A 21,017-nucleotide genomic window follows, 5' to 3' on the forward strand; every position below is an offset into this window, starting at 1 on the left:
TCCTGACCCGGAGGAAATGTGAAAGATATTATTGCCCGCCATAAGGCGGGAGAGCATCTCGGTATTTGTTCTGTCTGTTCAGCGCACCCGCTGGTTATCGAAGCCGCATTACGGTTCGATCTGCATACCGACAACAAGGTACTGATTGAGGCCACCTCAAATCAGGTGAACCAGTTCGGCGGGTACACCGGTATGAAACCCGCTGATTTCCGTAATTTCGTTCTGAAGATTGCTAAAGAGGTGGGCTTTCCGCATGAACGTTTGATCCTGGGTGGCGATCATCTGGGGCCAAACTGTTGGCAAAACGAACCGGCAGACGCGGCGATGGAGAAATCCATCGCATTGATCAAAGCCTATGTCGCGGCAGGGTTTAGCAAGATCCACCTGGACGCCTCCATGTCCTGCGCCGACGATCCTGTTCCACTCCCGCCAGGGGTGGTGGCACAGCGTGCTGCCCGACTGTGTAAAGCGGCAGAAGAGACGGCCACTGAAGAACAAAAAGCGGCGCTGACCTACGTGATTGGTACTGAGGTTCCCGTTCCAGGCGGTGAGGCCAGCAGTATTAGCAGCGTGCATGTTACCCGTGTGGAAGATGCCGCGCAGACGCTGGAAACGCATCGTGAGGCCTTTGCCGCGCTCGGTCTGGACGAGGCGATGACGCGCGTGATTGCGATAGTCGTGCAACCCGGCGTGGAGTTCGACCATACGCAAATTATTCACTACCAGCCGCACGCGGCAGAGGCGCTTTCCGGCTGGATCCGCCAGACCCCCATGGTCTATGAGGCGCACTCCACCGACTACCAGACTCGTCAGGCCTATCGCGCTTTGGTTCGCGATCACTTCGCGATCCTGAAAGTCGGTCCGGCGCTTACCTTTGCCCTGCGAGAAGCCATTTTTGCCCTCGCGCAAATGGAGAAGGCCCTCATCGCCCCTGAGCAACGCAGCCATGTGCTTGATGTGATCGACGAAGTCATGCTGAACGAGCCGGATTACTGGAAGAAGTATTACCGCCCCACCTGGAGCCAGGCAATGGTGGATATTCACTTTAGCCTGTCCGATCGCATTCGCTACTACTGGCCGCACCCGCGCATTCGCCAGAGCGTTGAGAAGTTAATTGCTAATCTGAACGCAACCTCCTTGCCTCTGGGGCTGATCAGCCAGTTTATGCCCGTCCAGTTCGAACGATTGTCGATGAATGAGATCGCCGCAACACCGCAAAATCTCATCATCGACAAAATACAGGATGTATTACGCGCCTATCGATTTGGCTGCACCCCTGAACCCGTCTGATGCCGGAGAATGTATGAGTCACGTTTTTGTCCGTACCGGAATTGAGTTTGAAACCTGCCAGCAGGCGCTGGCGCATATTGGCGAGGAGATGCTGGCTAACGGTGTTGTACACGCCACCTACCCTGCCGCCCTTATGGAAAGGGAGATGAACTACCCCACCGGCATTGCTCTTGAACGCCATGCGGTCGCTATTCCGCACTGCGAAGCCATACATGCGAAACGCCCCGCGATTTACCTGATTCGCCCGGACAAACCGGTGCATTTTCAGCAGGCTGACGATGATGGCGAGGTCGCCGTCTCACTCATCATCGCGTTAATCGTTGAAAACCCTGCGGCGCAAATGAAATTGCTGCGCCGCCTTTTCAGTGAGCTACAAAACCCGGACACGCTGGACATGCTGCTGGCGGTGCCCGCAGAGCGCCTGGCCGATCGTTTCCGGGAGACGATCCTTGAGCCTGTCGCCTGTGCCCAGGTTTCATAACATACTGATAATAAAAAGGAGTACCCTATGAAACGCAAAGTTATTGTTGCTTGCGGCGGTGCTGTCGCCACCTCAACCATGGCAGCAGAAGAGATCAAAGAGCTGTGTGAAGCCCACCACATTGAACTGGATCTGGTCCAGTGCCGGGTGACTGAAATCGAAACCTATATGGACGGCGCAGATCTAATTTGTACCACGGCGAAAGTTGACAGAGCCTTTGGCGACATCCCGGTGGTGCACGGCATGCCGTTTGTATCCGGCGTCGGCGTCGAAGCCCTGCAGCAAAAAATTCTGACCATCCTCGAGGGGTAAGATCATGTTTACCGAAATCATGCGGTATATTCTCGACCTCGGTCCCACCGTCATGCTGCCCATAGTCATCATCATCTTCTCGAAGCTTCTGGGGATGAAGCTGGGCGATTGCTTTAAATCCGGCCTGCATATTGGCATCGGCTTCGTCGGGATCGGGCTGGTTATCGGCCTGATGCTTGACTCCATCGGCCCGGCGGCCAAAGCGATGGCTGAGCAGTTCCAGATTAACCTGCACGTGGTGGACGTCGGCTGGCCGGGTTCATCCCCAATGACCTGGGCATCACAGATTGCACTTATTGCTATCCCTGTTGCCATTGGCGTTAACGTTGTCATGCTGGTGACGCGGATGACCCGGGTAGTAAACGTCGATATCTGGAACATCTGGCACATGACCTTCACCGGTGCGATGCTGCACCTGGCAACCGGCTCTTACTGGCTGGGGATCCTGGGCGTTGTGGTGCACGCAGCCTTTGTTTACAAGCTTGGAGACTGGTTTGCTAAGGACACCCGGGACTTTTTCGGTCTGGAAGGGATCGCCATCCCTCACGGCTCGTCAGCTTACCTTGGCCCGATCGCCGTTCTGGTCGATACGATTATCGACAAAATCCCAGGCGTGAAGCGTATTCATTTTAGCGCAGACGACGTGCAAAAACGTTTTGGCCCGTTTGGCGAACCGGTCACGGTTGGGTTTGTGATGGGACTGGCTATTGGCCTGCTGGCTGGCTACGACGCTAAATCGGTTCTCCAGCTGGCCGTTAAAACCGCCGCCGTGATGCTGCTGATGCCGCGCGTCATCAAACCCATCATGGATGGCCTGACGCCGATTGCTAAACATGCCCGTAAACGTCTGCAGGCGAAGTTTGGTGGGCAGGAGTTCTTGATCGGTCTCGATCCGGCGCTGCTGCTGGGCCATACGTCCGTCGTCTCCGCCAGCCTGATTTTCATCCCACTAACCATTTTGATTGCGGTTCTGGTGCCGGGCAACCAGGTGCTGCCGTTCGGTGACCTTGCCACCATCGGCTTCTTTGTGGCGATGGCGGTCGCGGTGCATCAGGGCAACTTGTTCCGCACGCTTATCTCTGGCGTCATCATCATGGGCATTACGCTGTGGATTGCGACCCAGACCATCGGCCTGCATACCCAGCTTGCGCAAAATGCTGGCGCGTTGAAAGCAGGCGGACTGGTGGCCTCCATGGACCAAGGCGGTTCACCCGTCACCTGGCTGCTCATCCAATTGTTCACCTGGCAAAACGTGGTGGGGTTCATCGTGATTGGCGCGATTTACTTCACCGGCGTCCTGCTCACCTGGCGACGCGCCCGCGTATTTAACGCGGCAGAAAAGAACGTCGCTAACCCGCAAAGCCAGACGATGTCTTGATATCCGGGGAGCCAAGCTCCCCCTCTTTTTCTGGAGTGAATATGAAATCAGTGGTAATTCACGCTGAGGGCAACGTGCGTGTTGAAGAACGTCCAATCCCTCAGATTCAGGCTGCGGATGATGTGCAGGTGCGCATTGCCTGCTCAGGATTATGTGGCTCCGATATCCCGCGAATTTTTGCCGGAGGGGCGCATTATTATCCCATCACCCTGGGACATGAATTTAGCGGTTATGTCGAAGCCTGTGGTACCGAAGTGCACGATCTCAAAGCAGGCGATCCGGTTGCCTGCGTGCCATTACTGCCCTGCTTTTCCTGTCCGGCATGTGAAAAAGGCTATTACTCGCTCTGCAAGCAGTATCAGTTTGTCGGATCTCGTAGCGAAGGCGGCAACGCGGAATATATCGTGGTGAAGCGCGCAAACCTGTTCCGCCTACCAGCAGAGATGGCAATTGAGGATGGCGCTTTTATTGAACCCATAACCGTAGGGCTACACGCGTTTCATCTCGCTTCCGGCTGCGAGGGTAAGAACGTCATAATTGTCGGCGCAGGGACGATTGGCCTGCTGGCGATGCAGTGTGCGCTGGCATTGGGCGCCAACAGCGTAAGCGCGATCGATATCAACGACGATAAGCTCGCGCAGGCAACAGCGCTGGGGGCAACTCAGGTGTTTAATAGCCGAGCTCTGGGCGCAGACGACATCCTCAACGCCTTGAGCGACAACCCGTTTGATCAGTTGGTTCTGGAGACTGCTGGCACACCGCAAACCGTCACGCTCGCCATTGATATCGCCGGGCCGCGCGCCCAGGTCGCTCTGGTGGGTACGCTGCATCACGACCTGAACTTACCTGCGGCGACATTTGGGAAGATACTGCGTAAGGAGTTGACGCTTCTGGGAAGTTGGATGAATTATTCGGCCCCGTGGCCGGGTGAAGAATGGGAAACCGCAGCCCGCCTGCTCACAGAGAAAAAACTGCAGCTAAAGCCCCTTATTGCTCATACCGGCGATAGCGACAGCTTTGCTCAGGCCGTGCAAGGACTAAACGGTGCGCCTATGCAGGGCAAAATCATGCTGCGCTTCGCGTAGTGCTTCGAGCCAGCAACCTGAGCTGGCTCACATTTGCTTTCGAATATTGTCATACACCTTTCGCATCCCTTCGATTAGAATAGAGGCAGTTAATTATCAGGCAATTCAATATGAACTCATTTGAGCGACGCAATAAAATCGTTGACCTCGTCAACGCTCAGGGCAGTGTCATGGTGCTGGATCTGTCAAATATGTTTGGCATTTCAGAAGTAACGATTCGAACAGATCTCCGCCTGCTGGAAGAAAAAGGATTGGTCACGCGTTTTCACGGTGGCGCAGCAAGACCCGGCAGCAGCCTGGCGGAAAGCGAAAATCAGGAAGTGGTACTGGAGGATCGTTATCAGCTGGCGAGCGACCCGAAAAAGCGGATCGCACAGGCTGCAGCATCCATGATTGAAGAAGGGATGACGATCATTCTCGATAGCGGTAGCACCACCATGCTCATCGCCGAAGCACTCACCAAAAAAGCCAACATCACCGTCATCACCAACAGCCTGCCTGCCGCGTTTGCCCTCTCGGAAAATAAAGATATTACGCTCGTGGTCTGTGGCGGTACCGTGCGCCATAAAACCCACTCTATGCATGGCACCATCGCCGAGCGCTCTCTGACCGGGATAAGCGCGGATCTGATGTTTGTCGGCGCGGACGGTATTGATGCCACCAACGGCATTACAACGTTCAATGAAGGCTATTCGATTAGCAGCGTGATGGCTGCCGCAGCGCATAAGGTGATTGCCGTGCTGGACGCCAGCAAGTTCAACCGCCGCGGGTTCAACCAGGTGTTGCCGATGGAAAAAATCGACTGTGTGATAACGGATGATGGGATCGGAAAGCACGAAAAAGAACTGTTGGGTAAAACGGGCACCGAGATCATTACGGTTTAGCGAAAGACGCAGATCGGCGGATGACCTGCGCAATTTTCTTTTCCGACATTTATTACGACATTTATTCCGACACTCTAGATTTTGTAGGCCGGGCAAGCGCAGCGCCGCCCGGCAAAAAAGGCGGAGTATGGATCACTCCCCCTGCTGCTCCAGCGCATGCTTATACAGCGCATTTTTCTTCACGCCGTGGATCTCCGCCGCTAATGCCGCCGCTTTCTTCAGCGGCAGTTCCGCCTGCAGCAGCGCCAGCGTGCGCAGCGCGTCGGCTGGCAGCGCGTCTTCCTGCGCCTTATGTCCTTCGACAATCAGCACCATTTCACCCTTGCGGCGGTTTTCGTCTTCCTTCACCCACGCCAGCAGTTCACCCACCGGCGCACCGTGAATGGTTTCCCAGGTTTTGGTCAGCTCGCGCGCCAGCACCACGTAGCGACTCTCGCCCCAGACGGTGACCATATCTTCCAGGCTTTCCAGCAGACGGTGAGTGGATTCGTAGAAAATCAGGGTACGCGGCTCGGCCTCCAGTTCCTTTAACACATCGCGGCGGCCTTTGGATTTGGCGGGCAGGAAACCTTCATAGCAGAAGCGATCGGACGGCAGACCCGCCGCGCTCAAAGCAGCAATGGCGGCGCACGGCCCCGGCAGTGGCACAACGCGAATACCGGCTTCACGGCAGGTACGCACCAGATGATAGCCAGGGTCGTTAATCAGCGGCGTACCGGCATCGGAGACCAGCGCAATGTTCTGCCCCTCTTTCAGCTTCGCCACCAGCGTTTCGGCTTTTTGTTGCTCATTGTGATCGTGCAGAGCAAACAATCGGGCGTTAATCGCGAAATGTTGCAGCAGCAGGCCGGTGTGTCGGGTGTCTTCAGCCGCAATTAAATCAACAGTTTGCAATACAGTGAGGGCACGTTGGGTAATATCAGACAAATTCCCGATAGGAGTAGGTACAATATAAAGCTGGCCTTGAGAATTATCTGCCGTTTCGTGTTGTTTCATTGTTTCGTCCGTATTGCCGATTTAATATTGAGCATTGCGTAAAAAAAATCACTGGATACAGTATGGTACCGTTAACGTTTCTTCGAAAAAAAGCCACGCGCAGCGTGCCGCTTCTGCTCGCAGCACTGATATTTGCAGGCTGTGGCACCCAGGCACCTGACCAGAGCACCGCCCATCTTCAGGGCTCCGCTCAGGCTGATTCTGGCTTTTATCTGCAACAAATGTCGCAGAGTACAAATGATACCAGGATCAACTGGCAATTACTCGCCATTCGTGCACTGCTGAAAGAGGGGAAAACCCAGCAGGCTGCCGAGCTGTTCGGCCAACTGCCGAAAGAGCTTAACGATACCCAGCGTCTTGAGCAGAGCCTGCTCTCTGCCGAGCTGAAGGTCGCGCAGAAAGACTATGAGAGCGCGAAAAAGATCCTGGGGAGCATCGACCTGAGCGCGCTGGATAAAAACCAGCAGGCGCGCTTCTGGCAGGCGGGCATCACCGCTGAACAGGGTCGTCCTTCCCTGACCCTGCTGCGCGCCTTGATTGCCCAGGAGCCGCTGCTCGCCGGGGCCGACAAGCAGAAAAACATTGATGCCACCTGGCAGGCACTTGCCTCGATGACCCAGGATCAGGCAAAGGCGCTGGTCATCAACGCGGACGAAAACGTGCTCCAGGGCTGGCTGGATCTGCAGCAGATGTGGTTTAACAACCGCAGCGATCCAAAGATGCTGAAGGCCGGTATTACGGACTGGCAGACGCGCTACCCGCAAAACCCGGGTGCGAAAATGCTGCCAACCCAGCTGGTAAACGTGCAGAACTTTAAGCCAGCGTCCACCAGCAAAATCGCCCTGCTTCTGCCGCTCAACGGCCAGGCGGCAGTGTTTGGCCGCACCATTCAGCAGGGCTTTGAAGCAGCGAAAAACGGCACGACGTCGGTAACCGGCAGTGCGGTTCCCGCGCAGGCGGCTCAGGCGGCTAACGTGAATGACGTTGTCAGCCCGTCCGCCGCAGAGACCAGCGACCTGACCACGGCGCAAGCGCCGGCGCAGGGTACGATGCAAAACCCTGTGACGGCTCCGACGACGCCTCCGGCTTCACCTGCACCGGCTACTACAGCACCTGCTACTCAGGCTCCGGCCGAGACGCCAGCGCCTGACGCAACAGCAGAACAGCCTCAACCGCAGCCTGCACAACCCGCAGCCCAATCTGCTGCGCAGCCGCAGGCCGTGGCAACCACCAGCGCCAACCCGGGCGCTGAGTTGAAAATCTACGACACCAGCTCGCAGCCGCTTGACCAGGTTCTGGCGCAGGTTCAACAGGACGGGGCGAGCATCGTTGTCGGTCCGCTGCTGAAAAACAACGTGGAAGAGCTGATGAAGAGCAATACCACGCTGAACGTACTGGCGCTCAACCAGCCCGAGCAGGTTCAGAACCGGGCCAATATTTGCTATTTCGCGCTTTCCCCTGAAGATGAAGCCCGCGATGCGGCGCGCCATATTCACGAGCAGGGCAAACAGGCTCCGCTGCTGCTCATCCCACGCAGCGCGCTGGGCGATCGCGTGGCCAATGCCTTTGCCGATGAGTGGCAGAAGCTCGGCGGCGGCGTGGTGCTGCAGCAGAAATTCGGTTCCGTCTCTGAACTGCGCGCGGGCGTAAACGGTGGAGCGGGTATCGCGCTTAACGGCAGTCCTGTCACCGCGAGCCTGCCACAGCAGCAGAGCGTGACGATTGGCGGCCTGACGATCCCTGCCCCACCTACCGACGCGCAGATTAGCGGTGGCGGTAAAGTGGATGCAGCCTATATCGTTGCCACGCCGCAGGAGATCGCCTTTATCAAACCGATGATTGCGATGCGTAACGGCAGCCAGAGCGGCGCAACGCTCTACGCCAGCTCCCGCAGCGCGCAAGGTACTGCGGGCCCGGATTTCCGTCTGGAAATGGACGGCCTGCAGTACAGTGAAATTCCAATGCTGGCGGGCAGCAACCCGGCGCTGATGCAGCAGGCGCTAAGCTCCGTACGTAACGACTACTCTCTGGCGCGTCTGTATGCGATGGGCGTCGATGCATGGGCGCTGGCGAACCACTTCACCCAGATGCGTCAGGTGCCGGGCTTTGAGCTTAACGGCAACACCGGCGATCTGACCGCGACGCAGGACTGCGTGATTAACAGGAAGTTATCATGGCTCAAATACCAGCAGGGGCAAATCGTCCCGGCCAGTTAAGCCGTAAAGAGACCGGCGATGCGTGGGAGTTAAAAGCGCGTCGCTGGCTTGAAGGCAAAGGACTGCGCTTTATCGCCGCTAACGTCCGCGGGCGCGGCGGCGAAATTGATCTGATCATGAAAGACGGTCAGGTGATTGTGTTTGTAGAAGTCCGCTTTCGACAGTCTTCCCGTTTTGGCGGTGCTGCCGCCAGCGTGACGCTCGCCAAACAACATAAATTATTACAGACTGCCCACTTGTGGCTTGCCCGCCATAATGGGAGCTTTGATACTGTGGATTGCCGTTTCGATGTGATAGCCTTCACCGGAAATGAGATCGAATGGCTTAAAAACGCTTTTGGCGAAGACGCATAATTAAGATTTAAAAGGGATAACGTGCTCGAAAGAATTAAAGTGTGCTTCACAGAAAGCATCCAGACTCAGATTGCCGCGGCGGAAGCCCTTCCGGACGCGATCTCTCGCGCTGCAATGACGCTGGTGCAATCCCTGCTTAACGGCAACAAAATCCTCTGTTGTGGCAACGGAACCTCAGCCGCCAACGCACAGCATTTTGCTGCCAGCATGATCAATCGCTTTGAAACAGAACGCCCGAGTTTACCTGCCATTGCACTTAATACCGATAATGTGGTCTTAACAGCGATTGCTAACGATCGTCTGCATGACGAAATTTACGCGAAGCAGGTGCGCGCCCTGGGGCACGCCGGCGATGTGCTGCTGGCCATCTCCACGCGCGGCAACAGCCGGGACATCGTCAAAGCCGTTGAAGCCGCCGTTACCCGCGACATGACCATCGTCGCCTTAACCGGCTACGACGGCGGTGAGCTGGCGGGTCTGCTCGGGCCGCAGGATGTGGAAATCCGCATTCCGTCTCACCGGAGCGCACGTATTCAGGAGATGCATATGCTCACGGTGAACTGCTTATGCGATTTGATCGATAACACGCTTTTCCCTCACCAGGATGATTAAGGAGTTTTTATGAAGGCTTTATCGACCCTCGCAGTCCTTATGTCTGCATTACTGCTTCAGGGATGTATTGCTGCGGCCGTTGTGGGTACCGCTGCAGTGGGCACCAAAGCGGCGACCGATCCGCGCTCTGTGGGCACACAGGTGGATGACGGTACGCTGGAGCTGCGGGTCAACAGCGCGCTGTCGAAAGACGAACAAATCAAGAAAGAAGCGCGTATCAACGTGACGGCTTATCAGGGCAAAGTCCTGCTGACCGGCCAGGCACCGAATACCGAGCTCTCCAGCCGCGCTAAGCAGATCGCAATGGGCGTTGAGGGCACCACGGAAGTCTTCAATGAAATCCGTCAGGGTCAGCCAATCAGCCTGGGGACCGCGTCGTCTGACACATGGATCACCACCAAAGTCCGCTCCCAGTTGCTGGGCTCAGACCAGGTGAAATCCTCAAACGTGAAGGTAACGACCGAAAACGGTGAAGTGTTCCTGCTGGGTCTGGTGACCGACCGTGAAGGGAAAGCGGCGGCGGATATCGCCAGCCGGGTGAGCGGCGTGAAGCACGTCACCACCGCGTTTACCTACATTAAGTAATCCACACCTGACTGAAGGCCCGGTGAGCGCGAGCGCCACCGGGCTTTTTTACATCAACGCAATACCCCCGACAATCACCCCGCTCAGCGCCACCAGCCCCGCCGTCAACCACAGCGCTTTCGCCGGGAAAGATTTACGCAGCATGATGAGCGACGGCAGGCTGATTGCCGGCAATGTGATAAGCAGCGCCAGCGCCGGTGCGGTGCCCATTCCGGCCAGCATCATGGTCTGGACAATCGGGATCTCCGCCGCTGTGGGGATCACAAACAGGCAGCCTGCAACGGCCATCGCAATCACCCACATCAGCGTGTTGTCGATCGCGCCATCCGCATGCGGGAAGAGCCAGACGCGCGCCGCACCCAGAACCAGGACAGCCAGGATATAGACCGGAATGGTGCTCCAGAAAAGCTGCCACAGCGCCTTACCCCAACGAGTAAAGAAACCGCCCTGCGGTTCGCTGACGTCCAGCCCAACGGCTGCGGGTTCGACGGCAGTATCCTTCACCAGCTTTTGCACCAGCGTCGCCACCACCAGCACCGTCAGCAGCCCGGCAACCAGACGGATAGCGGCAAAATGCCAGCCGAGCACAAAGCCCATAAACACCAGCGTCGCCGGATTAAGAAGCGGGTTCCCCATCCAGAACGCCAGCGCACCGCCCATGGATACGCGCTGGCGGCGCATACCCGCCGCAACTGGTGCGGCACAGCAGGAGCACATCATGCCCGGCAGGGAGAAAATCGTGCCCAGCAGCGTGCCCTGAAAGCGCGGTTGACCGAGAGTTTTCACCAGCCAGTTACGCGGGATAAGCACCTGAATCAGCGATCCCAGGATCACCCCTAAGACGGCAGCTTTCCACACCGCGAGGAAGTAGACCATGGCATAATCCCACGCCGCCTTCAGCGGGCTGGCATCAGCCTGAACGAGAATAGATTTACCGATGCTGTGCGTTTCGGCGGCGGTGAAGGCTTTGCCGTAGTACGGCTGCCATTTCACATACCAGAGGCCAATGATGACCACGAGAAAGAAGAGTGCGGGCTTCCACCATTGGACAGGTGTTGCCGCCTGAGATGAAGACTGACCAGTCATACCATTCCCCGGAGAGTGTTATTTAATAAGCCGGAGAAGTTTACGCCTCGCCCTGCGCGATTTCACGCAGTTTTGCCGAAGGGATGATATTGACGCCCTCCTGCGACGGTGCCAGCGCCTCTTTCAGCATCGCCTGCGCGACGTCCCGCGCCTCAATGGACTTCCAGTTACCCGGTAGGATGCGAAACAGCGGGGCGAAAAAGGATTCGTTAAAACGCCGTTCGTCGCGGTGCCCCATCAGCATCGAAGGCCGCACGATTGTCAGACGCTCCCACTTTTGGGCAATCAGCGCCTCTTCCATTTTGCCCTTCACCTGATTGTAAAAAAACGGAGAGCCGGTGCTGGCACCGTGCGAGCTGACCACCAGGAAATGTTTTGCCCCCAGCTTTTTCGCCGTCAGGGCTGTGTCCACTACCAGCGTGTAGTCCGCATGAACAAAGGCTTCTTTACTGCCCGCCTCACGCCGCGTCGTGCCCAGGCAGCAAAAGGCGATATCTATCGGGTCCTGCACCTGCGCCAGCGCGTCGGTGAGCTGGGGGTCATGCGGGTTAAAGACGCCGGAGATGTCCAACAGCGGGCGACGCGTCGGTGCGGCGATGTAGTTAATATGGCGGTCCTGGATCAGCAGCCGCAGCAGATGCCCGCCCACCAGCCCGGTTGCGCCTGTAATCAGTACCTGACTCATCTTATCCCCTTTACAGAATTGTCCGTTTGCGAACTCAGCGTGGTCGACCACACTTAGAAGTCTGTTACAGGTAAGTATTTACCACAAGCGGAGAAAAATCAGTCTGAAGCCAAAACAACGGAGGAAGCATGGGCAAGAAAATCGCAGTCTTGATTACCGACGAGTTTGAAGATTCAGAATTCACCTCTCCTGCAGAGGCGTTCCGCAAGGCGGGACACGAGGTTATTACCATTGAGAAAGAGGCGGGCAAAACGGTGAAAGGCCATAAGGGCGAAGCGACCGTGACCATCGATGAAACCATCGATAACGTTAGCCCCTCAGATTTCGACGCCCTGCTGCTGCCAGGCGGCCATTCACCGGATTCACTGCGCGGGGACGAGCGCTTCGTGACTTTTACCCGGGACTTTGTCTCTACCGGCAAACCGGTCTTTGCCATCTGTCACGGCCCGCAGCTGCTCATCAGCGCGGAGGTTGTTCGCGGGCGTAAGCTTACCGCCGTGAAACCGATCGTTATCGATCTGAAAAATGCAGGGGCCGAGTTTTACGATCAGGAGGTGGTCAATGACAACGACCAGCTGATCACCAGCCGGACCCCGGACGATCTTCCGGCGTTTAACCGCGAAGCGCTACGCCTGCTCGGCGCGTAACCAGTGCAGCTTCTTGCCAAAGCCCAGGGTGTTGTCGGTAAATTTCAGCTCATCGAGGCGGATTTCCCACACCGGGGCTTTTAGCGCAGCGGCAACCGGGAAGCGGCGCGTGTAGTGCTTACGACGCGCGTCGCTCTCTTCTCCGTCCAGGCGACGGATTTCCCCTTTAAACTGTACCCCACGGATCAGCGCGACCGTTTTCGGCTGGCCATTTACCGTGCCCGCGACTTTTGCCTGCTGACCGGTCATCTGCGCATGACGCGTTTTGTCTTCGCTCATGACGTAAAAAGCGACGCGCTCCGGATCGTAGTAGTAAAACGCGTTTGCGCACCACATCTCACCCTCGTTGTAGACGCACCAGGTGACAACATGCTGCTTCGTCAGCCAGCGGTTAATGGCGGCCAGTGTTTCCATTTTCGTTCTCTCTCATGCTATGGTGCGTTCACCTTAACATACTGAATCTGTTTACCGTGTGCTGGTTTCTCTATCTTGTCCGAACCGCTGATAACGCCCTCTACACCGGGATCACAACCGATGTGGCGCGGCGTTTTTTACAACATCAAACGGGAAAAGGGGCAAAGGCGCTGCGGGGGAAAGGGGAATTACAGCTCGCCTTCTCAGCGGCAGTCGGCGACCGTTCGCTGGCGCTCAGGCTGGAATACCGCATCAAGCAGCTGACGAAGCGCCAGAAAGAGCGCCTCGTGACCGGAGACGGCTCCTTTGAGGCGCTACGCGAGAGCCTGATTAAAAGCGATTGAAATGATCGTGGTAGTCCACCAGACCATTTACGCCGTTCAGGGCATCATCCGCCAGGCGATGCACCTGGAAGGCGGATTCGGTACCCGGCCAGCGGCAGCGCAGATCGTAATGCGCGGCCTGCTCGAAGCCTAAACGGCCATAGAATGCCGGATCGCCCAGCGTGACCACGGCGGCATAGCCAAACTCATTAAGCGAGTCCAGCCCTTCATAGACCAGCTGGCGCGCCAGGCCCTGCCCGCGGTAGTTTTCATCTACCGCCAGCGGTGCCATGCCCACCCACTGAAGATCTTCACCCTGAACGATCACCGGGCTGAAGGCCACATAGCCGACAACCTGACCTTCGTCATCGGTGGCAACCAGCCCCAGCGTAATCAGGCCGTCTTCACGGAGATCGTGGACCAGTTGGGCTTCCGCATCGCTCTCAAAAGCGCGGCGTAATAACGCATCGATACCCGGTGCATCAATCCCAATTTCGACTCGAATCAGCATGGCTCACCTACTGAAGTGTGTTTACTGTCCGGCGGGGATTTCAGCCCCGCCTCAACGAAATCTGCCATTTGCATCAACATCACGCGCAGCGCTTTCGGCATCTGCTCCAGCTCAATGGCATCCATTAAATTCTTAACGTACAGGCCAAGCTCCGTGTCGCCCTCAATCACCAGACGGCGCTGGAAGAAGAGCGTATCCGGATCCTGCTTGCGCGCGGCAATCATCAGCAGGTCGCTGGCGTTGGCGCTAAAGCTCACATCCGCCTCGGCGGACTCACGAACGATCAGCTGGTCGTTCTCAACCGAAGTAAACCAGCGCAGCCCGATGTCACGAACCTCAATGCTTAACCAGCGGCCTTCCAGAAACTCCAGTTCACCGTCCTGCAGCGCCTGACGGAACTGCCAGCTCAGGACCTGCTCCAGTACCTGCCGTTTAAGCGCGAACGGCGCCAGCCTGACCGGCACGCTCAGCATTGATGGACCGAATTGTACGAGACGTGAACGCAGTTTATCCAGCACGAGCTTTACTCCCTGATAGCTATAGTCCCGCTATTTTGCCATATCCGAAGCGCAACATAGCGGCGTAAATCAACAAACTGTCGTCCGACGTACCTCATTATTGGTGCCATCAATACGCCATTAGCTGCCTTAAATCAAAAATTGTCGCGTATGGGTTAATTAAAATCCCAGCTCGTTAACAATTTTGCTATCGACTACATCAGGATAATTTATGGAGCTGCTCTGCCCTGCCGGAAACCTTCCGGCGCTTAAGGCGGCCATCGAAAATGGGGCCGATGCGGTCTATATCGGGCTGAAAGATGACACCAACGCCCGCCATTTTGCTGGCCTCAACTTTACGGAGAAAAAGCTTCAGGAAGCCGTTAACTTCGTTCATCAGCACCGCCGCAAGCTGCATATTGCCATCAATACGTTTGCCCATCCTGACGGTTACGCCCGCTGGCAGCGCGCGGTGGATATGGCAGCACAGCTGGGTGCCGATGCGTTAATCCTGGCCGACCTCGCCATGCTTGAGTATGCGGCAGAACGCTATCCGCATATTGAGCGCCACGTCTCTGTTCAGGCATCTGCCACAAACGAAGAGGCGGTGCGTTTTTACCATCAAAACTTTGACGTAGCCCGCGTGGTGCTGCCGCGCGTGCTCTCTATTCATCAGGTTAAGCAACTCGCTCGCGTCACGCCAGTACCGCTGGAAGTATTTGCCTTTGGTAGCCTGTGCATCATGGCAGAAGGCCGTTGCTATCTTTCTTCTTACTTAACCGGTGAATCGCCGAATACCGTCGGGGCCTGCTCCCCTGCCCGCTTCGTTCGCTGGCAGCAGACCCCTCAGGGACTGGAGTCTCGTCTGAATGAAGTGCTGATCGACCGCTATCAGGACGGTGAAAACGCGGGCTACCCGACGCTTTGCAAAGGCCGCTACCTGGTCGACGGCGAGCGCTACCACGCGCTGGAAGAGCCCACCAGCCTTAACACGCTGGAGCTGCTGCCGGAGCTGCTGGCCGCCAATATTGCCTCGGTGAAAATTGAAGGTCGCCAGCGCAGCCCGGCCTACGTGAGCCAGGTGGCGAAAGTGTGGCGTCAGGCCATCGACCGCTGCATGGCGGACCCGCAGAACTATGCCCCGCAAGCGGCGTGGATGGAGACGCTCGGTTCGATGTCCGAAGGCACGCAAACCACGCTGGGCGCGTATCACCGTAAATGGCAGTGAGATAACCATGAAATATTCATTAGGGCCGGTGCTCTACTACTGGCCAAAAGAGACGCTGGAAGATTTTTACCAACAGGCCGCCACCAGCAGCGCCGATGTGATTTACCTCGGTGAGGCGGTGTGCAGCAAACGCCGCGCCACCAAAGTGGGCGACTGGCTGGATATGGCGAAAAGCCTGGCCGGCAGCGGCAAACAGGTGGTGCTTTCAACGCTCGCGCTGGTGCAGGCCTCGTCCGAACTGGGAGAGCTGAAGCGCTACGTCGAAAACGGCGAGTTTCTGCTGGAAGCGAGCGATCTGGGCGTGGTGAACATGTGCGCCGAACGCAGGCTGCCGTTTGTCGCGGGCCATGCGCTGAACTGCTATAACGCCGTCACCCTGCGTCTGCTGCTCAAACAGGGAATGACACGCTGGTGTATGCCGGTGGAGCTCTCCCGCGACTGGCTGGCAAACCTGCTGAACCAGTGCGACGAGCTGGGCATTCGCCATCAGTTTGAAGTGGAAGTGCTGAGCTACGGCCATCTGCCGCTGGCCTACTCCGCTCGCTGCTTTACCGCGCGCTCGGAAGACCGCCCGAAAGACGAATGTGAAACCTGCTGTATCAAATACCCGAACGGGCGCAGCATGCTGTCGCAGGAAAATCAGCAGGTATTTGTTCTGAACGGCATTCAGACCATGAGCGGCTATGTCTATAACCTCGGTAACGAACTTGCGTCGATGGACGGGCTGGTGGACATGGTGCGCCTGTCGCCGCTGGATACCAGCGTGTTCGCGATGCTGGACGCCTTCCGCGCCAACGAAAACGGCGCGTCGCCGCTGCCGCTGACGGCAAACAGCGACTGCAACGGTTACTGGAAACGTCTGGCCGGGCTGGAACTTCAGGCCTAAAAAAGGCTCACTTTGTTAACAACGGTTATCATTTTTTAATGCAGTATTAAAGATTGACCGTCGACAAAGTGAGCTGTTATGACTGACAAAACCATTCCGTTTTCGGTGCTGGATCTGGCGCCGATCCCACAAGGCTCCTCCGCGCGAGAAGCCTTTTCGCACTCTCTCGATCTGGCTCAGCTCGCCGAAAAGCGTGGCTATCACCGCTACTGGCTGGCCGAGCACCACAATATGGTGGGCATCGCCAGCGCCGCTACCTCTGTACTGATTGGCTATCTGGCAGCAAATACCACCACCCTGCACCTGGGCTCCGGTGGCGTAATGCTGCCGAACCACGCCCCGCTGGTGATTGCCGAGCAGTTTGGCACCCTGAATACCCTCTATCCGGGGCGTATTGATTTGGGTCTTGGCCGTGCGCCGGGCAGCGATCAGCCGACCATGCGCGCCCTGCGCCGCCATATGAGCGGCGATATCGACAACTTCCCGCGCGATGTGGCCGAGCTGGTGGACTGGTTCGACGCACGCGATCCGAACCCGCACGTGCGCCCGGTACCGGGCTACGGCGAGAAGATCCCGGTGTGGCTGTTAGGCTCAAGCCTCTACAGTGCACAGCTCGCCGCACAGCTGGGGCTGCCGTTTGCGTTCGCCTCCCACTTCGCGCCGGATATGCTGCATCAGGCGCTGCATCTCTATCGCACGAACTTCAAACCGTCCGAGCGTCTTGAGAAGCCGTACGCGATGGTGTGCATCAACATCATTGCCGCCGACAGCAACCGCGACGCGGAATTCCTGTTTACCTCAATGCAACAGGCGTTTGTGAAGCTGCGTCGCGGTGAGACGGGCCAGCTTCCGCCGCCGGTGGAGAATATGCATCAGCGGTGGTCCGCCTCCGAGCAGTACGGCGTGCAGCAGGCGCTGAGCATGTCGCTGGTGGGCGATAAGGCAAAAGTGCGTCACGGTCTGGAAGCGGTGCTGCGTGAAACGCAGGCGGATGAAATTATGGTTAACGGCCAGATTTTCGATCACCAGGCGCGCTTGCACTCGTTTGATTTGGCGATGCAGGTGAAAGAGGAGTTGGTGGGGTAGTTTTTTGCCGGATGGCGGCTTCGCCTTATCCTGCCTACGGTTTTCTCCCTCTCCCTTCGGGAGAGGGTCGGGGTGAGGGGATCAGGCCGCACGATTTACTGATACACAGGCAACAGATTAAAGCTCGACAGCACGTGGACCACCGCGTTACCTACCCCAAACACCAGGATCAGGGCAATCATCGGCTTTCCACCCCAGACGCGGAATTTTGGACTGCCGAAGCGTTGACGTGATTTACGCGCCAGCAGCGCCGGCACAATCGCAGCCCAGATGGTTGCCGCCAGTCCTGCATAGCCGATGGCGTACAGGAAGCCGTTCGGCCACAGCAAACCGCCCACAATCGGCGGCAGGAAGGTCAGCAGCGCGGTCTTGAAGCGCCCAAGCGCGGAATCATCAAAGCCGAACAGATCCGCCAGGTAGTCAAACAGGCCCAGCGTAACGCCCAGGAAAGAACTCGCCACCGCAAAGTTGGAGAAGACCACCAGCAGCAGATCCAGGCTCCGGCTGTTCAGCACGCCGCTCAGGGCCTGCACCAGCACGTCGATGTTACCGCCCTTCTGCGCAATGCCGATAAATTCCGGACGCGGGATGTTACCCATCGTCCCCAGCAGCCAAATCACATACAGCCCCAGCGCCAGCAGTGTGCCGTAGACGAGGCATTTCACGATGGTGCGCGGATCCTTGCCGTAGTACTTCATCAGGCTCGGCACGTTACCGTGGTAGCCAAACGATGCCAGACAGAACGGCAGCGTCATCAGCAGGTACGGCGTGTAGGAGGTGTTCACTTCCGCGACGTTAAACAGCGTGGCGGGCGTGACGTGCCCCAGCAGGCTGCCGAAGGTCAGGAAGAAAGTGATGACCTTAGCGCCCAGCACGATGGCCGTCATGCGGCTCACCGCTTTGGTACTCATCCAGACGATAAACGCCACGCCCAGGGCAAAGCACAGTCCGGCCAGACGCGCCGGAACGTTCAGCGACATTTCAGCAAAGGTATGATGAAGAATCGAGCCGCTCGCCGAAATATACGCGTAGGTCAGAATGTAGAGCACAAACGCGATGGAAAGGCCGTTCACCAGGTTCCAGCCTTTGCCCAGCAGATCTTTGGTGATGGTGTCGAAGCTGGAGCCAATGCGGTAATTCAGGTTTGCTTCAAGGATCATCAGCCCGGAATGAAGCATGCAGAACCAGGTAAAGACCAGCGCCGCCAGCGACCAGAAGAACCACGCACCGGACATGACCACGGGCAGGGAGAACATCCCGGCACCGATAATGGTTCCGCCGATAATCACCACGCCGCCAAGCAGCGAAGGTGACGTTTGGGTGGTGGTTAGTGTCGCCATACAGCCTTGTCTCCAGTTAATCATGCGGTTCTGCATTTTAGTGTGACGCACTGTACCAGTACAAGAGTACAAAGGGAATAAAAAAAGCCCCGATAGCGTGTATCGGGGCTGTATATTTTACTTTACGTCGGTGCGTAAGACTTACGCGTCACCGAAACGACGACGGCTGGTGCCTTCTTCACGGCGCGGGCCACGGTTTTCGCGGCGTTCGCCGGAGAAACGACGACCTTCGCCACCGCGACCTTCGCTGCGGCCGCCTTCACGACGCTCGCCGCCGAAACCGCGACCACCGCCACGACGTTCACCGCCGCGGTCAGGACGTGGCTGTGCATCGCCCAACAGCTGCATGTTCATCGGCTTGTTCAGGATGCGGGTGCGAGTAAAGTGCTGCAGTACTTCGCCCGGCATGCCTTTTGGCAGCTCGATGGTAGAGTGGGATGCGAACAGCTTGATGTTACCAATGTAACGGCTGCTGATGTCGCCTTCGTTAGCAATCGCGCCAACGATGTGACGAACTTCAACGCCATCATCACGGCCCACTTCAATGCGGTACAGTTCCATATCGCCCGCGTCACGACGTTCACGACGTGGACGGTCTTCACCGCCACGCTCTGGACGATCGCCGCGTGGACCGCGATCGTTGCGGTCGCCACGACGTTCGAAACGATCGTCACGGTCACGGAACTCGCGCTTAGGACGCATCGGTGCATCTGGTGGCACGATCAGGCTACGTTCGCCCTGAGCCATTTTCAGCAGTGCTGCTGCCAGGGTTTCCATGTCCAGCTCTTCGCCTTCAGCGGTAGGCTGGATCTGCGACAGCAGCGCACGGTACTGATCCAGATCGCTGCTTTCCAGCTGCTGCTGGACTTTTGCGGCGAATTTTTCCAGACGGCGTTTGCCCAGCAGGTCTGCGTTTGGCAGGTCTGCTTCTGGAATGGTCAGCTTCATGGTGCGTTCAATGTTGCGCAGCAGACGACGCTCGCGGTTCTCAACGAACAGCAGCGCACGGCCAGCACGACCCGCACGACCGGTACGACCGATACGGTGAACGTAAGACTCGGAATCCATCGGAATGTCGTAGTTTACAACCAGGCTGATACGTTCAACGTCCAGACCACGTGCTGCCACGTCGGTTGCAATCAGGATATCCAGACGACCGTCTTTCAGACGCTCCAGCGTCTGCTCACGCAGGGCCTGGTTCATGTCGCCGTTCAGCGCTGCGCTGTTATAGCCGCTACGCTCCAGGGCTTCAGCCACTTCCAGGGTCGCGTTTTTGGTACGCACGAAGATAATCGCCGCATCAAAATCTTCCGCTTCCAGGAAACGCACCAGCGCTTCGTTTTTGCGCATGCCGTAGACAGACCAGTAGCTCTGGCTAATGTCCGGGCGAGTGGTCACGCTGGACTGAATACGCACTTCCTGCGGCTCTTTCATGAAGCGGCGGGTAATGCGACGGATCGCTTCTGGCATGGTTGCAGAGAACAGAGCGGTCTGGTGACCTTCCGGGATCTGCGCCATGATGGTTTCTACGTCTTCGATGAAGCCCATACGCAGCATTTCATCTGCTTCATCCAGTACCAGGCCGCTCAGTTTAGAGAGGTCCAGAGTACCGCGCTTCAGGTGATCCAGCAGACGGCCCGGCGTACCGACGACAATCTGTGGGCCCTGGCGCAGGGCGCGTAACTGCACGTCATAACGCTGGCCGCCGTACAGGGCTACCACGTTTACGCCGCGCATATGTTTAGAGAATTCCGTCATTGCTTCAGCAACCTGAACAGCCAGTTCACGGGTTGGAGCCAGGACGAGGATCTGCGGTGCACGCAGGTCCGGATCGATGTTGTTCAGCAGCGGCAGCGAGAACGCTGCGGTTTTACCGCTACCAGTCTGGGCCATGCCCAGCACGTCACGACCAGAGAGCAGATGCGGGATACATTCTGCCTGGATCGGAGATGGTTTTTCGTAACCCAGATCGTTAAGGGCTTCAAGGATAGGAGCCTTCAGGCCCAGATCTGCAAAAGTGGTTTCGAATTCAGCCATGTAGTACGAGTGCCTCAATGTCAATGGCGGCCAGTCTACTTAGCTCATCGTGAAAATGATTAGCAATTTTCATTGAAAAGTGTGA

At 57.2% G+C, this 21,017-nt stretch carries 24 protein-coding genes; 15 read left to right on the plus strand and 9 right to left on the minus strand.

All coding sequences use genetic code 11. The features are described from left to right. Positions 1–18 precede the first annotated feature (18 nt). The 6 genes from gatZ (at position 19) to AB8818_RS12375 (ending at position 5,430) form a co-directional block, all read left to right on the plus strand. Positions 19–1,290: a tagatose-bisphosphate aldolase subunit GatZ gene (gene gatZ, locus AB8818_RS12350; RefSeq protein WP_116342226.1), complete on the plus strand. Its 1,272-nt coding sequence runs from the start codon at positions 19–21 to the stop codon at positions 1,288–1,290. 13 nt (positions 1,291–1,303) lie between these two features. Then, complete coding sequence (gene gatA / locus AB8818_RS12355; RefSeq protein WP_192983879.1) at positions 1,304–1,771, plus strand: PTS galactitol transporter subunit IIA; 468 nt, start codon at positions 1,304–1,306, stop codon at positions 1,769–1,771. Positions 1,772–1,798: 27 nt separating this feature from the next. After that, on the plus strand, positions 1,799–2,083 hold the full coding sequence (gene gatB, locus AB8818_RS12360; RefSeq protein ID WP_163329737.1) for a PTS galactitol transporter subunit IIB: 285 nt from the start codon (positions 1,799–1,801) through the stop codon (positions 2,081–2,083). A 4-nt stretch (positions 2,084–2,087) separates the two neighbouring features. Beyond that, positions 2,088–3,461, plus strand: coding sequence for a galactitol-specific PTS transporter subunit IIC (locus tag AB8818_RS12365; protein WP_163329738.1), 1,374 nt, complete (start codon positions 2,088–2,090; stop codon positions 3,459–3,461). Between the two features lie 41 nt (positions 3,462–3,502). Further along, positions 3,503–4,546, plus strand: a complete 1,044-nt coding sequence (gatD, locus tag AB8818_RS12370) for a galactitol-1-phosphate 5-dehydrogenase (RefSeq protein WP_163329739.1) — start codon at positions 3,503–3,505, stop codon at positions 4,544–4,546. Between the two features lie 110 nt (positions 4,547–4,656). Next, positions 4,657–5,430, plus strand: coding sequence for a DeoR/GlpR family DNA-binding transcription regulator (locus tag AB8818_RS12375; RefSeq protein ID WP_163329740.1), 774 nt, complete (start codon positions 4,657–4,659; stop codon positions 5,428–5,430). A gap of 132 nt (positions 5,431–5,562) precedes the next feature. On the opposite strand, the gene rsmI is transcribed toward AB8818_RS12375, so the two are convergent. Further along, on the minus strand, positions 5,563–6,426 hold the full coding sequence (rsmI, locus tag AB8818_RS12380; protein WP_116342238.1) for a 16S rRNA (cytidine(1402)-2'-O)-methyltransferase: 864 nt from the start codon (positions 6,424–6,426) through the stop codon (positions 5,563–5,565). Between the two features lie 62 nt (positions 6,427–6,488). Between rsmI and AB8818_RS12385 the strand changes: the two genes are divergently transcribed. Genes AB8818_RS12385 through dolP form a run of 4 tightly spaced genes read left to right on the plus strand, consistent with a single transcriptional unit; the run spans position 6,489 to position 10,192 of the window. Then, the gene (locus tag AB8818_RS12385) at positions 6,489–8,642 is read left to right on the plus strand and encodes a penicillin-binding protein activator (protein WP_192983877.1); all 2,154 of its coding nucleotides are present in this window, start codon (positions 6,489–6,491) and stop codon (positions 8,640–8,642) included. Then, a complete protein-coding gene (locus AB8818_RS12390) occupies positions 8,600–8,995 on the plus strand; it encodes a YraN family protein (protein ID WP_028014533.1) in 396 nt (131 codons plus the stop codon). The genes AB8818_RS12385 and AB8818_RS12390 overlap by 43 nt, the downstream gene beginning before the upstream one ends. A 21-nt stretch (positions 8,996–9,016) precedes the next feature. Next, complete coding sequence (gene diaA / locus AB8818_RS12395; protein ID WP_003861754.1) at positions 9,017–9,607, plus strand: DnaA initiator-associating protein DiaA; 591 nt, start codon at positions 9,017–9,019, stop codon at positions 9,605–9,607. Positions 9,608–9,616: 9 nt separating this feature from the next. Then, positions 9,617–10,192, plus strand: coding sequence for a division/outer membrane stress-associated lipid-binding lipoprotein (gene dolP, locus AB8818_RS12400; RefSeq protein WP_028014534.1), 576 nt, complete (start codon positions 9,617–9,619; stop codon positions 10,190–10,192). 48 nt (positions 10,193–10,240) lie between these two features. On the opposite strand, the gene AB8818_RS12405 is transcribed toward dolP, so the two are convergent. Together AB8818_RS12405 and AB8818_RS12410 are read right to left on the minus strand one after the other, a co-directional pair. Next, positions 10,241–11,278, minus strand: coding sequence for a permease (locus tag AB8818_RS12405; protein WP_192983874.1), 1,038 nt, complete (start codon positions 11,276–11,278; stop codon positions 10,241–10,243). 40 nt (positions 11,279–11,318) lie between these two features. After that, entirely contained in the window at positions 11,319–11,963 is a 645-nt protein-coding gene (locus tag AB8818_RS12410; RefSeq protein WP_166712437.1) for an NAD(P)H-binding protein, read from the minus strand. 128 nt (positions 11,964–12,091) lie between these two features. On the opposite strand from AB8818_RS12410, the gene AB8818_RS12415 reads away from it, so the two are divergent. Next, a complete protein-coding gene (locus AB8818_RS12415) occupies positions 12,092–12,610 on the plus strand; it encodes a type 1 glutamine amidotransferase domain-containing protein (RefSeq protein WP_116342248.1) in 519 nt (172 codons plus the stop codon). Here AB8818_RS12415 and AB8818_RS12420 read toward each other — a convergent pair. Beyond that, positions 12,590–13,024 carry a YhbP family protein gene (locus AB8818_RS12420; protein ID WP_163329745.1) on the minus strand — a complete coding sequence of 145 codons (435 nt, stop codon included), beginning with the start codon at positions 13,022–13,024 and terminating at the stop codon, positions 12,590–12,592. The genes AB8818_RS12415 and AB8818_RS12420 overlap by 21 nt on opposite strands. A 14-nt stretch (positions 13,025–13,038) precedes the next feature. On the opposite strand from AB8818_RS12420, the gene AB8818_RS12425 reads away from it, so the two are divergent. Further along, positions 13,039–13,368: a GIY-YIG nuclease family protein gene (locus tag AB8818_RS12425; RefSeq protein ID WP_045260079.1), complete on the plus strand. Its 330-nt coding sequence runs from the start codon at positions 13,039–13,041 to the stop codon at positions 13,366–13,368. On the opposite strand, the gene AB8818_RS12430 is transcribed toward AB8818_RS12425, so the two are convergent. Together AB8818_RS12430 and AB8818_RS12435 are read right to left on the minus strand one after the other, a co-directional pair. Next, the gene (locus AB8818_RS12430) at positions 13,355–13,858 is read right to left on the minus strand and encodes a GNAT family N-acetyltransferase (protein WP_028014540.1); all 504 of its coding nucleotides are present in this window, start codon (positions 13,856–13,858) and stop codon (positions 13,355–13,357) included. The genes AB8818_RS12425 and AB8818_RS12430 overlap by 14 nt on opposite strands. Next, positions 13,852–14,376 carry an SCP2 domain-containing protein gene (locus tag AB8818_RS12435; RefSeq protein WP_028014541.1) on the minus strand — a complete coding sequence of 175 codons (525 nt, stop codon included), beginning with the start codon at positions 14,374–14,376 and terminating at the stop codon, positions 13,852–13,854. Before AB8818_RS12435 ends, AB8818_RS12430 begins: the two co-directional genes overlap by 7 nt. A gap of 211 nt (positions 14,377–14,587) precedes the next feature. On the opposite strand from AB8818_RS12435, the gene AB8818_RS12440 reads away from it, so the two are divergent. The 3 genes from AB8818_RS12440 (at position 14,588) to AB8818_RS12450 (ending at position 17,555) form a co-directional block, all read left to right on the plus strand. Continuing rightward, a complete protein-coding gene (locus AB8818_RS12440; RefSeq protein WP_042715087.1) occupies positions 14,588–15,583 on the plus strand; it encodes a peptidase U32 family protein in 996 nt (331 codons plus the stop codon). Between the two features lie 7 nt (positions 15,584–15,590). Then, on the plus strand, positions 15,591–16,469 hold the full coding sequence (locus AB8818_RS12445) for a U32 family peptidase (RefSeq protein ID WP_116342253.1): 879 nt from the start codon (positions 15,591–15,593) through the stop codon (positions 16,467–16,469). A gap of 78 nt (positions 16,470–16,547) precedes the next feature. Beyond that, positions 16,548–17,555, plus strand: a complete 1,008-nt coding sequence (locus tag AB8818_RS12450) for a luciferase-like monooxygenase (protein WP_116342255.1) — start codon at positions 16,548–16,550, stop codon at positions 17,553–17,555. A gap of 95 nt (positions 17,556–17,650) precedes the next feature. Here AB8818_RS12450 and mtr read toward each other — a convergent pair whose 3' ends face one another. The 3 genes from mtr to yrbN all read right to left on the minus strand — a co-directional run bounded on the left by mtr (position 17,651) and on the right by yrbN (position 21,005). Continuing rightward, positions 17,651–18,895 (minus strand): tryptophan permease, encoded by a 1,245-nt coding sequence (mtr, locus tag AB8818_RS12455; protein WP_116342257.1) that lies wholly within the window; start codon positions 18,893–18,895, stop codon positions 17,651–17,653. A gap of 141 nt (positions 18,896–19,036) precedes the next feature. Continuing rightward, a complete protein-coding gene (locus AB8818_RS12460) occupies positions 19,037–20,932 on the minus strand; it encodes a DEAD/DEAH family ATP-dependent RNA helicase (protein ID WP_116342259.1) in 1,896 nt (631 codons plus the stop codon). After that, the gene (gene yrbN / locus AB8818_RS12465) at positions 20,925–21,005 is read right to left on the minus strand and encodes a protein YrbN (protein WP_100122156.1); all 81 of its coding nucleotides are present in this window, start codon (positions 21,003–21,005) and stop codon (positions 20,925–20,927) included. Before yrbN ends, AB8818_RS12460 begins: the two co-directional genes overlap by 8 nt. Between the last annotated feature and the right edge of the window lie 12 nt (positions 21,006–21,017).

The sequence above is a fragment of the Enterobacter sp. KB-280D8 genome, from assembly GCF_041399405.1.
GTDB classification, from domain to species: Bacteria; Pseudomonadota; Gammaproteobacteria; order Enterobacterales; family Enterobacteriaceae; genus Enterobacter; species Enterobacter cloacae_N.